Annotated in this window: 13 protein-coding genes and 1 pseudogene; 8 read left to right on the forward strand and 6 right to left on the reverse strand. The window is 46.9% G+C overall.

Annotated features, from left to right (window positions below; all coding sequences use genetic code 11):
* Positions 1-37: 37 nt before the first annotated feature.
* From ING2E5A_RS13345 to ING2E5A_RS13360, 4 genes are all read left to right on the forward strand, one after another.
* A complete protein-coding gene (locus ING2E5A_RS13345; protein WP_071137831.1) occupies positions 38-1366 on the forward strand; it encodes an IS1380 family transposase in 1329 nt (442 codons plus the stop codon).
* Positions 1367-1620: 254 nt separating this feature from the next.
* The gene (locus ING2E5A_RS13350; RefSeq protein ID WP_071137832.1) at positions 1621-3120 is read left to right on the forward strand and encodes an ATP-binding protein; all 1500 of its coding nucleotides are present in this window, start codon (positions 1621-1623) and stop codon (positions 3118-3120) included.
* 116 nt (positions 3121-3236) lie between these two features.
* The gene (locus tag ING2E5A_RS13355; RefSeq protein ID WP_071137833.1) at positions 3237-3785 is read left to right on the forward strand and encodes a DUF1697 domain-containing protein; all 549 of its coding nucleotides are present in this window, start codon (positions 3237-3239) and stop codon (positions 3783-3785) included.
* 110 nt (positions 3786-3895) lie between these two features.
* Positions 3896-5119 carry a M28 family metallopeptidase gene (locus ING2E5A_RS13360; protein WP_071137834.1) on the forward strand — a complete coding sequence of 408 codons (1224 nt, stop codon included), beginning with the start codon at positions 3896-3898 and terminating at the stop codon, positions 5117-5119.
* Between the two features lie 200 nt (positions 5120-5319).
* On the opposite strand, the gene ING2E5A_RS13365 is transcribed toward ING2E5A_RS13360, so the two are convergent.
* Positions 5320-6135: a nucleotidyl transferase AbiEii/AbiGii toxin family protein gene (locus ING2E5A_RS13365; RefSeq protein WP_071137835.1), complete on the reverse strand. Its 816-nt coding sequence runs from the start codon at positions 6133-6135 to the stop codon at positions 5320-5322.
* On the reverse strand, positions 6132-6755 hold the full coding sequence (locus ING2E5A_RS13370) for a type IV toxin-antitoxin system AbiEi family antitoxin domain-containing protein (protein WP_071137836.1): 624 nt from the start codon (positions 6753-6755) through the stop codon (positions 6132-6134). Before ING2E5A_RS13370 ends, ING2E5A_RS13365 begins: the two co-directional genes overlap by 4 nt.
* A gap of 450 nt (positions 6756-7205) precedes the next feature.
* Between ING2E5A_RS13370 and ING2E5A_RS13375 the strand changes: the two genes are divergently transcribed.
* From ING2E5A_RS13375 to ING2E5A_RS15785, 3 genes and pseudogenes are all read left to right on the forward strand, one after another.
* On the forward strand, positions 7206-7979 hold the full coding sequence (locus tag ING2E5A_RS13375) for a class I SAM-dependent methyltransferase (protein ID WP_071137837.1): 774 nt from the start codon (positions 7206-7208) through the stop codon (positions 7977-7979).
* Positions 7980-8093: 114 nt separating this feature from the next.
* Positions 8094-8576, forward strand: coding sequence for a DUF3788 family protein (locus ING2E5A_RS13380; protein WP_231960390.1), 483 nt, complete (start codon positions 8094-8096; stop codon positions 8574-8576).
* A 129-nt stretch (positions 8577-8705) separates the two neighbouring features.
* Positions 8706-9188: pseudogene (locus ING2E5A_RS15785) on the forward strand (phosphoglycerate mutase family protein); the annotation flags it as partial.
* Positions 9189-9683: 495 nt separating this feature from the next.
* Here the strand turns inward: ING2E5A_RS15785 and ING2E5A_RS13390 are convergent.
* Positions 9684-10046: a BlaI/MecI/CopY family transcriptional regulator gene (locus ING2E5A_RS13390; RefSeq protein ID WP_071137839.1), complete on the reverse strand. Its 363-nt coding sequence runs from the start codon at positions 10044-10046 to the stop codon at positions 9684-9686.
* A gap of 295 nt (positions 10047-10341) precedes the next feature.
* Here ING2E5A_RS13390 and typA point away from each other — a divergent pair, with 295 nt between their 5' ends.
* The gene (typA, locus tag ING2E5A_RS13395; RefSeq protein WP_071137840.1) at positions 10342-12144 is read left to right on the forward strand and encodes a translational GTPase TypA; all 1803 of its coding nucleotides are present in this window, start codon (positions 10342-10344) and stop codon (positions 12142-12144) included.
* A 9-nt stretch (positions 12145-12153) separates the two neighbouring features.
* Here typA and folE read toward each other — a convergent pair whose 3' ends face one another.
* The 3 genes from folE to tpiA form a co-directional block, all read right to left on the reverse strand.
* Complete coding sequence (gene folE / locus ING2E5A_RS13400; RefSeq protein ID WP_071137841.1) at positions 12154-12726, reverse strand: GTP cyclohydrolase I FolE; 573 nt, start codon at positions 12724-12726, stop codon at positions 12154-12156.
* Between the two features lie 8 nt (positions 12727-12734).
* Complete coding sequence (locus ING2E5A_RS13405) at positions 12735-13253, reverse strand: SPOR domain-containing protein (protein ID WP_083373355.1); 519 nt, start codon at positions 13251-13253, stop codon at positions 12735-12737.
* A 74-nt stretch (positions 13254-13327) separates the two neighbouring features.
* Positions 13328-14083, reverse strand: a complete 756-nt coding sequence (gene tpiA / locus ING2E5A_RS13410) for a triose-phosphate isomerase (protein ID WP_071137842.1) — start codon at positions 14081-14083, stop codon at positions 13328-13330.
* Between the last annotated feature and the right edge of the window lie 35 nt (positions 14084-14118).

The following is a 14118-nucleotide window of genomic DNA, read 5'->3' on the forward strand; positions in this document are numbered from 1 at the left end:
TTAAAGTGTTATACAAAAACAAACATTCACCCGACACATGCAAGACAAAAATAGTAAAAAAATCTCATTTACTGCCTGTTCAGTAAAGAAAAAGTTCAGTTCAGAACAATTAACATCATATTCAGGGTTAAGCGTAACCTCTGATTTTATCAACCATTGCGGTATTTATGGCAAGCTGGAACATCTTTTTCCAACCATCCGCCACAATGCAAGCCGTTTCAGCACAGCCCAAATACTCTCAAGTATCCTGTTGGCATCGTTGTGCGGTGTTCACCGTTTGAAGCGGATTGAAAACTTCACCTTTGACGCCTTGGTTGTCCGCTTGTTGAAGTTACCCAAGAACATTGACGAGGACACCATACGCCGCCATTTGACAGGTTTGGGTGAAAGGGGCGCCCGTTCGCTTCACGAGTTGTTATTGGATTTTACCGGCTTGCAAGTTTCCCGTTGCGGGTTAAAACGCGTGACGCTTGATTGCGACTCAAGCACATTTACCGTTTACGGCAACCAACAAGGGGCTGAGGTGGGTTATAACTCGCATAAGAAGGGTTCGAAAAGCTATCACCCCATCTTATGTTTTGTCACGGAGATGAAACTGCTTGTCAATTCATGGCTCCGCCCGGGTTCAGCTTACACCTCAAACGGGGTTTGTGAGTTTGTCAAAGAAACCTTGGCCGCTCTTCCCCAAAAGGTGGAGAAGGTGTTTTTCAGGGCCGACAGCGGTTTTTTCAATGGTGGATTATTTAATTTGTTAGAAGACGGTAAACATGAATATTTGGTGAAAGTAAAGCTGAAAAACCTGAAAGATTTACTTGCCGGGCAGACTTGGCAGCCGATTGGCCCACGGACGGCGACCTGTCAGTTTACACATCAATGTAGCGGTTGGAGGAATCCCCGCATGTTTTATGCCGTGCGCATCATAAAGCAAATGGTTGAAGTCGATTATTTTGGCGAAAAACAATTTGTACCCGAGTATGAGTACTTTTGCTATTGCTCGAACCTGAAAGGATTGGATGCCTTGCAGCTCCATACCCTTTATGGATCCCGATCAGAGAGTGAGAATTGGATCGAGCAAACCAAAAACTCGCTTTGTGCGGGAAAAACCATCACGCATGATTTTTGGGTAAACGATATTCTTTGGCAACTTTCGTCATTTGCCTACAGTTTATCGGTGCTCATGCGATACCGGGGCGACTTTTGGGTTTGGCGTCAAGAGCACTCTACCTTCCGAGAATGGTTTATCCGAGTGCCGGGAAAAGTGGTGAAATCCGGCAGGCAGGTCACGGTAAAAATGCCAAAGGAGTATTACCGAAAAGCGGGGTGGCGTGATTTTGAGCAGCGAATAACGACAACGATGACCGGATGACGGATTTTCACTTAATCGTCCATCGCCATCTTTCGTGTCGTAAAAGGGTTTATGACAAGGAATTGCCATGCCTTGGAAGAGTGATAATGTTAATATATATAAAAATGCCACCATAAAAAGTAAATCAACACGTTAAACGTGCAAGAAACAGTGAAGATGAAAAGAAAATAAAACGGTATCTCTCGAAAAAAAAGAGAAATTCCGCTTTGAAAACTATTAACTTGAGTTGGGAATTTTAAATGAGATTTTTAAGTATGAAAGTGGAAAACGATTTTATGGAGGTATTCATCTCAAGTAAATCGGAAAATAATCCTTACCATGTTGGACATAAAGAGCATTTGAATGGCCTCTATTGCGAAACAGTCATAAAATCGCAGAACAGGTTAAAAGTGATCAATGCATTAAAAGATGAGAAGTGGGACAAAAACCCCGACTTGAAACTGGGCATGGTTTCCTATTTGGGTTTTCCAATAAATTTTCCAGATGGAGAGCCGTTTGGTACCATTTGCGTTCTGGACCGGAACGAGAACAACTATTCCGAAGAATACGAACAGTTGTTGGACCAATTCAGAAGAGTTGTCGAGCTAGACCTCTCCATCATCAAGTCACTGAGAATCAAACATAATATCTCGAAAAACGAGTTGATTGACGAGCTGTTGATTCAAGACAGGAGATTAACCGAAAGCGAAGAAAAATTTTTAACATTGGCCGAAATCGCCGCCGACAGCATCATCCTGTTCGAAGGAGAAAGAGTGGTATTTGCCTCACGCCGTTTTTATGAATACGTTGACATTGAACCGGAAAACATTGACAAGCTTACCGCCTTCGACGTTATATCGCATATTCATCCCGACGACAGGGATCTTTATAGTCGAGAAATGCAGGCAGCTTTAGCTCAACAGAAAACCCAGTATACCATCGTATTCAGGATGCTCAACCCGGAAGGCAAGTATGAATGGCTTCAAAACAATACAACCGCCACCTATGATGATAACGGGAAGGTGTTACGCCGCATTGTACAAGCCCGCAACATCACCAAGCAGGTTGAACTGGAGAATGAACTCAGAAGACTGAATGCCGACAAGGACCAGTTTATTCGGATTCTAGGGCACGACTTACGATCACCATTCAGCTCACTCATCGGTTTTTCAACTCTACTACTCGAAAACCTGCACGAATACGATTTGAAACAGATTGAAGAACAGGTGAGGATCATCAATCAAACATCACTTTCGACATTCGAATTGTTAGAGCAGATCCTGCTTTGGGTCAAATCGCAATCGGGGAAGCTGGAACTCGATATTGTGCAGTTGGATTTTCGGCAGGAGAGCACCCATGTAATCCGGACCGTTGAGAACTTGGCGGTAAAAAAAGGGATAAAGATAGATATAGTCGAAACCGAAAAAATTTGCTTGTCGGCCGATCTGAACATATTCAAAACAGTGTTGCGGAATCTTGTCTCAAATGCCATAAAGTTCACCAACCAGAACGGACATATTGTCATCAGTGCGGAAAAACAGGATCAAACTGTATTGATAACCGTTTCTGACAATGGAATCGGTATGGACGAAAAAGTTTTGGCTAAAATTTGGGATATAAACAGCTATTTTAGCTCAACAGGAACGAATGGCGAACTCGGTACGGGATTTGGTTTAAAACTTTGCAAGGAACTTGTTGAAAAACATAAAGGAAAGATATGGGCCGAATCAGCTCCCGGTAGAGGCTCAAAATTTATATTCAGTCTATCGGCGTAGGAGTTACAACTCCAGAAAACCGTTATCTTTGTCACCATTAACACCTTTGTCCTGAAAAGAGAGGGTGAAGCGGTCAAAGGGGCTATTGACTATGGTAGATTAAAAAAGAGATTAAAATGGTTGAAAAAGCTAGCAGAAGATACATCGCCCTGCTGAGGGGGATCAACGTGGGCGGCAACAACATCATCCGGATGGCCGACCTGAAACAATCGTTCGAGGAGCTCGGATTCAGCGAGGTTACCACCTATATCCAGAGCGGAAATGTGCTGTTCAACAGTAGCGAAGGCGACAAACAGCTGCTCACCGGAAAGATCGAGGCGCACCTCTCGGAGCGGTTTGCCTACCAGTCGAAAATCGTCCTTGTCACACAGGACCAGCTCCGGCAGATCGTAGAATCGGCGCCGCAAGGATTTGGAGAAGAGCCAGGCGAGTACCGCTACAACGTACTCTTCCTCAAGGAGCCGCTAACCGCAGAGGAGGCGATGCAATCGATCACCATCCGTGAGAGGGTCGACCGGGTATGGGCGGGTGAAGAGGTGCTCTACTTCTCGGTACTGACTAGCCGGGCCACTCAGAGCCGTCTCTCCCGGATTGTGGGACAACCTATCTACCAGTGGATCACCATCCGCAACTGGAACACGACCACAAAAATGACAACGATGTAGAATACCTCTCCATCTGTGCACCCCACTCCGACTACTTAGCCTGAACCTTTGTCGCGTTTATACAATACCAGATCTTTTAAACCGACTATCTTTGCGAAAAAAAAGCAGACATGAAGAGAGAAGAGATCATTGAAAAGGCAACAGCGCACCTGCAGCAGTTGTGCACTGTGATTGGAGAACGGCGCGTAGGCAGTGAAGCCAACCGGGTGGCCTCGCGATACGCCGAGAAGGTATTGACCGGACAGGGCTGGCAGACCCGAACCACGCTGCTGGAGGTGATCGACTGGCAGGAGGAGGGGGCAACAGTTGCCTGCCAAGGTCGCAAGTTCGCGGTTTTCCCCTCCCCATACTCTCTGGGATGCTCGGTTACCGGTGAGCTGACAGCAGTCAGCAGCATGGAACAGCTGTCGGCTACCGATATCAGCGACAAGATAGTGCTGCTGCATGGCGAGATTGCGGCTCAACAGATCGCACCGAAGAAGTTCCCCTTCTGGAACCCGGAGAAGCATCGGCAGCTGATCGCCATGCTTGAGCAGGGCAAACCCCTGGCCCTGCTCTGTGCCACCTCCCACAATGCCGCCCTCGCCGGTGGAGTATACCCCTTCCCGCTGTTCGAGGATGGCGACTTCGACATTCCCTCCGTCTACATGAAGGATATCGAAGGGGAGAAGCTGCTGGTTCACGTCGGCGAGACTGTCGAATTGATCTCCCGGGCAAGGCGCATTCCCGAAACCGCCTACAATGTGACCGGGAGGAATAGCGACCAGTCTCAGGGGAGGATCGTCATCTCGGCACACGTCGACACCAAGATCGGGACGCCGGGTGCGATCGACAACGGGACGGGCGTCACCGTACTGCTGCTGCTTGCCGAGCTGCTGAAGGAGGATAGCGGCAAACAGCCCGTCGAACTGCTCTTTCTGAACGGCGAGGATTATTATGGAGCACCGGGACAGGTCAAGTACATGGAGCAGCATGCCGGAGAGTTTGGCGACATCCTGCTCAATATCAACATCGATGGGGCGGGATACAAGGAGGGTCCGACCTGCTTCTCCCCGTTTGGATTACCGGAAAAAATGCAAAAGGTGCTGCAGGAGATCATCGATAAGGAGCCGGAGATCGTGGAGGGACTTCCCTGGTATCAGGGCGACCACAGCATGTTCCTCCAGCAGGGCTGCCCCGCCATCGCGGTCAGCTCGCACTGGTTTATCGAACATATGGAGACGCAGGAGATCACCCACACCCCCAAGGACAACCTGGAGGTGGTCAACTGTGAACGGGTGGCGGAGGCGGCGATGGCCATTGCCCAGTTTGTCAGGAGGCTGGAGGCGATCTGAACCTCCAGCCCAGAATGCGACAAGTGAACGGACCCTAAAAAGTAGACAAAAAACTTTTTGGGGTCACTGCATTTTGAGACAGCCCATTTTTAATAACGGAATTTCCATTATGCATCTTTCTATTTATATGCTTGCCTCTTTTCCTCATATACCCCATTGTTTAAAAAAGAAAGCTGCCCTTGGCTAAAAATAAATACGTTTCACTCAAATTTCACCATATCTGCTAACTGCAAAAAGTAGTCATTTGACCAGATTTCCAATTCGTCCGGATTTTTAATAAATGGCAATACGTCACGCTTGACCATTTCAATATCGGTATTTGCAAGTCTCTCTTTCAATTCGTTTATGAATTTTTCTTTGCTCATTTCAACGCCATCAAACTGTTTAATTCGCTCTTGTAAATGATTGAAGTTTAGTCTCACTCCATTTCTAACGAACCATTCAAAATCGTACCAATCACGCCCTTTTACTCGCTGTTTCCATTTTCGGAACACCACAGCGTGCATTTTTCCGGCATACAAATCCGATAAAACAAAACAACGCGTCATAAATGAGTAAGGGAGCAACAATAGTTTTTGTTCTGTGTCAAATTTCATCGGAGGATCAATATCCACTTCTATTTTGATTTTGATGGATTTTACGGTTTGAAATTTTAAATCGTAAACCGCTGTATTGTCTTTTAAAAAAGCGGATTCAACCCGTCCGAATGTGCTTTTTTCTTTCTTTGAAATAACAACCTCCTTTCCCACGGCATTAAATTCATTGATTATTGATGGGAAATATTCCTCAAGCTGAAAATCAGCATCGGAAGCAACAAGCGAAAAATCCATATCTTCCGAAAAACGTTTCATCCCGTGAAAAATACGTAAACAAGTACCACCGTAAAATGCTGCTTTATTGAAAAATCCACCCCGATAAAGCCCTGCAAGAATAATTTCCTGCATCACTTCATAGGTTGCATTTTTATTTCCATCCTCTTCACTATAACGTGCTAACATTTGATCAAATAGACTCATTTTCTCAATAACTTTATGATATTAGTAATCTCCGTTTTTTTCTTGCTCACTTTTGCACACTTTTCAAATACAGATATGTCCATTTTAAAAAATGCATCCATATCAAACCGGATATCCTCTTCTAAATAAGTTTGAAGCAATTTTATGGAACGAAGTTGCAGTTTTGGGGTATAAACAATTTGGTCGCATAACGCCTTTTCGGGCGTGGCAATCAGAAAAGCGTAATCCTCTTGAACGACTGGCGAAACTCCAATAGAGTAATAATTCGCAGGACATGATATGTAACTAAACAGACCGAACTGGTTCTTAAAACTCCGACTTCTCTTTAAGGTCATTGAGACCGTATTAAATACTCTTTCGGGTATTAATCCATAAAACCGTAACGCACTTTCCATAGATACGTACGAAGGTCCATAGAGATGGTTGGCAATCAACTCTGTAGATATGTGTTTTTTTGAAACTTGAGGAGAAACAACATACATTCCTCTCTTAAGTCGAATAATAGTACCCTGTTTTTCTAAATCGGAAATTTTATCGTTTAATGATTTATGAGCAGGATAAATACTTCGCAATGAGGTGTAATCTATCGGAATAATACCAAAATCGAGTAGCGAATTCATAGAGTAATTATATTTTACTTCGCAAATATAGCTATTATCTGCATAGTTAATCGACTTTTTCTCGATTTTCTATGCAAAAAGTTACATTTACTATTAATCAAGGTATTCAACTTTCGCAAGTATAATTACCCCTGAATCTTAGACAACAAGTATCGTTAAAAGGAAAACTTACCGTGCTGGCTTTAAAACAGAAGTTGTTCCCATTTTCTGAACACCAAGCGTGCATTTTAGGTATTGCGTCCTACACAAAAAAACGAGTCACCTGATTATTTTCGATAAAAAACCTGTTATCTTTGTCACTGCTAACAAGTTTGGATGTTTAAGAACAGTACGGATCGGGTGAAGTAAATAACCTTTGCGCAAGCAGCCAAAGGTTATCCATCAGTTTTTCCTCAGGCAGATTCCTGCCGGAGTAGTATTTGTTATATCACCATATTATTCAAAAACATCATGAGCAACGAAAACATTTCCATACACGACTTCGATTTCAACCTGATCTGTGAATATTTCACCAACCTTGAACGACAGGGACCGGGAAGTCCCGAAGTAACGCTGAAAGCATTCAGCTTCATCGAACCCCTCACCGACACTGCCTGCATCGCCGACATCGGCTGCGGCACCGGGGGACAGACCATGACGCTGGCACAACACTGCCCGGGGCAGATTACCGGCATCGACCTCTTCCCCCTCTTTATCGATCTCTTTAACCGGAACGCGACCAAACACAACCTGCAGGAGCGAGTGAAAGGGATTACTGGAGATATGGCTTCACTTCCATTCAAGGAGGAGGAGCTCGATTTGATCTGGTCGGAAGGGTCGATTTACAACATCGGTTTTGAAAAAGGATTGAACGAATGGCGGAAACTGCTGAAGAGAGGCGGATATATTGCCATATCGGAAGCCTCCTGGTTCACTGTGGAACGCCCTGCCAAGATCCACGATTTCTGGATGGATGCCTATCCGGAGATCGACACCGTCTCTCACAAGGTGGCACAGATGGAGAAAGCAGGCTATGTTCCCGTAGCTACCTTTATCCTGCCGGAAAACTGTTGGACCGACCATTTCTATGCTCCGCAGATTGCCGTGCAGGAGATGTTCCTGCAGCAGCATGCGGGCAACCCCACGGCCGAGATGCTCGTCCGGGAGCAACGTCGCGAGAAATTGCTGTATGACAAATACAAGGAGTACTACGGATATGTCTTCTATATCGGGAAGAAGATCTGACATCATTTGACGGAGGGTAAACCCTATCAAGGGTTACCCTCTTTTTTCATGCAACTCATCTAAGAGCAAATTTTAACCGGCAACGGCTTATGGACTTTGGCTATGGAACCAAAAATGCAACTGAGAGACCCGGAAATAATTCCCACAGAAAGGGTACTGAATGACGTATTGGGCAATTCAGTCTACAGCGTCCTGGCATCGTTCCTCGGAAGGATTACAAGCCCGGAGTATGGGCTGAACATCGAGTGGAGGTATTACAACGACGGGAAAGCATGGCTCGGAAAAATAACACAAAAGAAAAAAACCATTCTCTGGCTTTCCATCTGGGAAGGATTCTTCAAGATGAGTTTCTATTTCACCGAAAAGCATCTCAAATCCTTTGCTGAACTGGATATTTCGAAAACCAAAAAAGAGGAGTTAGCCACAGCGAAACCGATAGGGAAGTTATTCCCCCTGACAGTTGATATCAGCTGCAAGGAGCAACTTGCCGACCTGTTTACCGTTGTCGGTTTCAAGAAAAGCCTTCAAATCGCACCCATCCAGGCTACCACCTCCCGGGGCTCCGTCAGAGCATGCATAGCGAGCAACTGGTTGTAAAGGCGGATATGGAGCAGTTCGGAAGGTATCATACGTTTTCAGTTTAAAAAATCAAATGACCAATTTTTTTTCAACAAACCCGGTTGACAAAAGGCATATGCGTATCTTTGTCCCGATAAAATCAACTGTATGGATATACTTACACTTGCCGCAGAGAATCAACAAACGGCCTGGCAAATACTGAAAGAGACAGGGATTGTTCAAACCTGGGAAAAGGCAGGAGCGACCGTGAACCTGGTGGACTCACTCAAGTCGGGCCTGTTGATGAAAAACAGGGATATTGATATGCACATCTACACGGACAAACTCAGTGTAGCCGAAAGTTTCTCCGTTATCCAGGAATTGGCAGAAAGGTTATCTTTCAAGGAAATTCATTATAAAAACCTGATTGACACCGAAGAGGAATGTATCGAATGGCACATTTTATATGAACACAACAACCGGGACACCTGGAAATTTGACATGATTCATATCCGAAAGGGATCAAGATATGACGGTACGGTAGAGAGAGTTACAGATGCCATCACCGAACGCCTGACACCAGAAATTCGCAAGAAAATCCTTCAACTGAAACAGGAGATTCCGAACAGCATCACCATTCCCGGAACTGACAATCAATTTATAGCCTTCTTTCTCGATCCTTCTGCTCTTTCCAAGCAGACGATACAAACTGATAAAAGAGGCTCCCAAGCGCAACAGCATTATTCCTACACCCAGCCAATAAATCACAGTCAATGCCGTAACCGGGGAGACCGGCCTTCCAATGCTTACACCGGTCGTGTGCTGCGAAACAGCCGCTTCAGGGTTGGCACGCTCAACCCACTCATCTTCCGGCAATACGTATCGAGCCTCAGGGCCTTTAAGTTTTTCCGGTAACAGCAACTCTTCAAACTGAAAAACAGTTTGCTGAAGAGCATGCGACTGACTCAGTTTCAGTTTTACAAAAGGTAAGATTGTGCAGACGATTCATCCTGAAATCAACGTGAAACGCGTAAAAACGAAAGAAAGTCTCTCTCATCAACAACAACCGGAAGAATACGGAGAAAGCAATCAGGCAAATGGTTGCCTTGGCCAGGTATACCATAAGGTTTTCCATCTTCGGAAGAATTATTTTTTACCTCTTTCAATTTTCCTTATCAGGTCTTTCAATTCACTGATCGACAACCGCTCCTCTTCGATCAATGTAGAGACCACATGGGTATAAGAGTCATCAAAGTATTGGGAAATCACTTTCTTCAGTGCCCTGCCTTTATACTCATCCTGCGACACAACGGGAAAATACTGATACGTATTTCCATACGCTTTATGGCTTACAAAATTCTTTTCTTCAAGCACCCGGATAACGGTAGAAACGGTATTGTAATGAGGTTTAGGTTCCGGATAAACCTCAAGGATTTCGCGGACAAACAGAGGTCCTTTATCCCATAAAATTTGCATCACCTCTTCTTCTTTTTCGGTTAATCTCATCATAAGGCTTTGTTTTATACGATTCTCCTGCAAATGTAAACATACTTTCCAGAAAACAACTATAAAGATTAATAATATAACTATATATAACAGTTTTATATACTGTTTTAATAGTTGTAAACTATTAAAGAAAAATTAGATACCATTTACGCCCTTAAATATGCTCAATAACCGGAACTGTTTTTCTGAGCATCCATAACTTTTGCCGATCAACCAAAAAATTTAAAACAGTTTCTCAATAACTTACGAATTTTTCAATGAAAAAGCGTACCTTTGCACCCCAGAAAAAGATTGTTTAATGCAAAACATACGCAACATCGCCATCATCGCTCACGTTGATCACGGCAAAACCACCCTGGTAGACAAGATGCTTCTTGCAGGAAACCTGTTCAGGCAAAACCAGCTCACCGAGGATCTGATCCTCGACAACAACGACCTCGAACGTGAGCGGGGCATCACCATTCTCTCCAAGAATGTCTCCATCCAGTACAAGGGAGTAAAAATAAATATTATCGATACCCCGGGACACGCCGATTTCGGCGGTGAAGTGGAACGGGTACTGAACATGGCCGACGGCTGCCTGCTGGTGGTCGACGCCTTCGAGGGCCCCATGCCGCAGACCCGTTTTGTCCTGCAGAAAGCGCTGGAGATCGGTCTGAAACCGATCCTGGTCATCAACAAGATCGACAAGCCCAACTGTCGCCCCGAAGAGGTACAGGAGGCCGTTTTCGATCTGATGTTCAACCTCAACGCGACCGAAGAGCAGCTCAATTTTCCCACCATCTACGGATCTGCCAAGCAGGGCTGGATGTCGGACGACTGGAAACAACCCTCCAACAGCATCATCCCGCTGCTCGACGCCATATTGGAATATATTCCCGCCCCCAAGTCGCTCCAGGGGATACCCCAAATGCTGATCACCTCACTCGACTACTCCAATTATGTGGGGAGGATCGCCGTAGGCCGCATACACCGTGGAAGCCTCGAGCCCAACAAGGATTATGCGCTCTGCAAGCGCGACGGCAGCATCCGGAAGATCCGGATCAAGGAGGTCAACCTGTTCGAGGGACTGGGAAGGATCAAGGCCGAAACGGCATCGTCGGGCGATATCTGCGCACTGATCGGCATCGAGGGGTTTGATATCGGCGATACCATCACCGACCTGGAGAAACCGGAACCGCTCGACCCGATTGCGGTAGACGAGCCCACCATGTCGATGCTCTTTACCATCAACAACTCCCCATTCTTCGGACAGGACGGCAAGTATGTCACCTCACGCCATATCTACGAGAGATTGATGCGCGAACTGGACAAGAACCTGGCGCTGCGCGTGGAGACGACCGACAGTTCCGATTCTTGGATCGTTTACGGCCGTGGAGTCCTTCATCTGTCGGTACTGATCGAAACGATGCGTCGCGAGGGATATGAGCTGCAGGTGGGACAACCGCAGGTGATCATCAAGGAGATCGCCGGTGAGAAATATGAACCGGTGGAACAGCTCACCGTAAACCTCCCCGAAGAGTCGGCAAGCAAGATCATCGACATCATCTCCCGCCGCAAGGGTGAGATGATCAGCATGGAGAGCAAGAACGACCGCATGCACATCGAGTTTACCATCCCTTCCCGCGGCATCATCGGACTGAACAACCTCGTCCTCACCCTCTCCGCCGGAGAGGCGATCATGGCTCACCGCTTCCTTGAGTTTCAACCCTGGAAAGGGAACATCGAGAAGCGGCAGAACGGTTCAATCATCGCCGGCGAGTCGGGCAACGCCTTTGCATACGCCCTGGACAAGCTGCAGGATCGGGGACGCTTTTTTATCGAGCCGCAGACCGAAGTTTACGAAGGACAGGTGGTTGGCGAGCACAGCAAGGAGGGCGACCTGGTGGTGAATGTCACCAAATCGAAAAAGCTGACCAACGTGCGGGCATCTGGATCGGACGACAAGGCACAGTTGGCTCCGCCGATAATCTTCAGCCTCGAGGAGGCGCTCGAGTATATCAAGGAGGATGAGTATGTGGAAGTGACGCCCAAGGCGATCAGGATACGCAAAATCCTTCTGGACGAGAACGACCGGAAAAGAATGGCTAAAAAGGGATAAGGAAAAAAATCACCTGATCAGGGAGATAAACTCTTCGCGGGTCTTCTGCACCTGGAAGACCCCAGTAAAGTCGGAAGTGGTGGTAATGGAGTTCTGCTTTTCAACTCCACGCATCTGCATACACATGTGTTGCGCCTCGATCACCACCATCACCCCCATCGGGTTGAGTGTCTTCTGAATACACTCCTTGATCTGGGTGGTCAACCGCTCCTGCACCTGCAGGCGACGGGCAAAGACATCCACCACCCGGGCAATCTTGCTCAAACCGGTGATATATCCGTTGGGAATATAGGCCACATGGGCCTTCCCGAAAAAGGGAAGCAGGTGATGCTCACACATCGAGAAGAGGTCGATATCCTTGACGATCACCATCTGGCGGTAATTTTCGCGGAACAGAGCAGAACGCAAGATCTCCTCGGGATCCTGGTGATACCCCTTTGTCAGGTACTGCATCGCCTTGGCTACACGGTCGGGCGTCTTGACCAGCCCGTCACGGGCTACATCCTCACCCAGCAAGGTGATCACCTCTCTCATATGATCCGCTATGATGGATCTTCTCTCCTCTGATTGTTCGGGCAACATGCGGTATATTATTCTTGAAGTTGATTGACGGGAATTTTCACCTCGTCTATGACAATGTACATCTCCTTGCCAAAGGAGGGAAAAGCCCTACGCATCTCCTCCAGCACAGCGGTAGCCTCTTCGCGCGTCTTGAAATTTCCCACGCGCAGTCTCCAGAAAGGAGAATCGAACGTTACAACTGTCTCCATCTCCGGAAAGGCGTTGTTTATCAATCCCTGTTTGTGGTAAGCCTCATTTTTCGAAGAGCGCTGGTCGTTTCCCGAGAATGCCTGAATCTTGAAACCCCGCATCTTCACGAACTGGAGTGAACCGTCGCTGGAGGTGTATACCGTTCTTGGCGGAGCCATGCTGCGACCGAGTACATCGGCGATCGCCTTGTCCTCAAAAACCATCACCTTCCCTTCTCCGGGTCTCACCGCCTTCAGCTCCTCCAGTATCCCTCTCTGTTGCCTCTGTGTCTGGGCCGATAGTCCTAGACTCAACAGCAGCAGCGGAAGAAACAATATCTTGGTAAGAAATTTCATCATCTGTTAGATTTCTGCAAAGATAGAGATTTACCACAGACCTGAATCCAAATCTGTGGTAAAAAATCCTTAACGGCTCAGAAAGCCTCTACAATGGGCATGAACTTGTCCACTCCCAACGATGCGCCTCCGATCAGACCGCCGTCGACATCGGGATTGGCAAACAGCTCTTTCGCGTTCGATGCGTTGCAGCTGCCTCCATAAAGGATGGAGGTATTGTCGGCCACCTCTTCGCCATACTTCCCGGCCAGGGTCTTGCGGATAAATGCGTGCATCTCCTGAGCCTGCTCTGCCGTTGCCGTCTTTCCGGTTCCAATGGCCCAAACCGGCTCGTATGCCAGCACGATCTTCGAAAAATCCTCTGCCGAAAGGTCGAACAGCGACTCCTCGATCTGCGACTTCACCACCTCGAAGTGGCGACCGGCTTCACGCTCTTCCAGCACCTCGCCGATGCAGAAAATGGGCGTGAGGTTGTTCTTCAGTGCAAGCAACACCTTCTCCTTCAGGATCTCTGCCGTCTCGTGATAGTATGCCCTACGTTCGCTGTGTCCCAGAATCACATATTTCGCACCGGTGCTGGCCACCATCTCTGCCGACACCTCACCGGTATATGCTCCCGATGCCTTGTCGGCACAATTCTGGGCAGCCACCCCGATCTTCGTCGTATCCACTGCATTGACCACACTGGTCAGGTGGATGAACGGCGTACCGATAACCACGTCGCAATTAACCGTCTTGCCTTTCAAGGCAGCATCCAGCTCCTGAGCCAGGGCCAGACCTTCCTGCAGGTTCTTGTTCATTTTCCAGTTCCCTGCTACAATCTTTTTCCTCATAATTGTTGTTGTTTTTTATATAAAAATTAATGCTA

This window comes from Petrimonas mucosa, assembly GCF_900095795.1.
Classification (GTDB): Bacteria; Bacteroidota; Bacteroidia; order Bacteroidales; family Dysgonomonadaceae; genus Petrimonas; species Petrimonas mucosa.

Excerpts from the sequence above, each read along its gene's own strand:
- ING2E5A_RS13345 (WP_071137831.1), top strand. The coding sequence starts at position 38 with ATGCAAGACAAAAATAGTAAAAAAATCTCATTTACTGCCTGTTCAGTA.
- ING2E5A_RS13350 (WP_071137832.1), top strand. The coding sequence starts at position 1,621 with ATGAAAGTGGAAAACGATTTTATGGAGGTATTCATCTCAAGTAAATCG.
- ING2E5A_RS13355 (WP_071137833.1), top strand. The coding sequence starts at position 3,237 with ATGGTTGAAAAAGCTAGCAGAAGATACATCGCCCTGCTGAGGGGGATC.
- ING2E5A_RS13360 (WP_071137834.1), top strand. The coding sequence starts at position 3,896 with ATGAAGAGAGAAGAGATCATTGAAAAGGCAACAGCGCACCTGCAGCAG.
- ING2E5A_RS13365 (WP_071137835.1), bottom strand. The coding sequence starts at position 6,135 with ATGAGTCTATTTGATCAAATGTTAGCACGTTATAGTGAAGAGGATGGA.
- ING2E5A_RS13370 (WP_071137836.1), bottom strand. The coding sequence starts at position 6,755 with ATGAATTCGCTACTCGATTTTGGTATTATTCCGATAGATTACACCTCA.
- ING2E5A_RS13375 (WP_071137837.1), top strand. The coding sequence starts at position 7,206 with ATGAGCAACGAAAACATTTCCATACACGACTTCGATTTCAACCTGATC.
- ING2E5A_RS13380 (WP_231960390.1), top strand. The coding sequence starts at position 8,094 with ATGCAACTGAGAGACCCGGAAATAATTCCCACAGAAAGGGTACTGAAT.
- ING2E5A_RS13390 (WP_071137839.1), bottom strand. The coding sequence starts at position 10,046 with ATGATGAGATTAACCGAAAAAGAAGAAGAGGTGATGCAAATTTTATGG.
- typA (WP_071137840.1), top strand. The coding sequence starts at position 10,342 with ATGCAAAACATACGCAACATCGCCATCATCGCTCACGTTGATCACGGC.
- folE (WP_071137841.1), bottom strand. The coding sequence starts at position 12,726 with ATGTTGCCCGAACAATCAGAGGAGAGAAGATCCATCATAGCGGATCAT.
- ING2E5A_RS13405 (WP_083373355.1), bottom strand. The coding sequence starts at position 13,253 with ATGATGAAATTTCTTACCAAGATATTGTTTCTTCCGCTGCTGCTGTTG.
- tpiA (WP_071137842.1), bottom strand. The coding sequence starts at position 14,083 with ATGAGGAAAAAGATTGTAGCAGGGAACTGGAAAATGAACAAGAACCTG.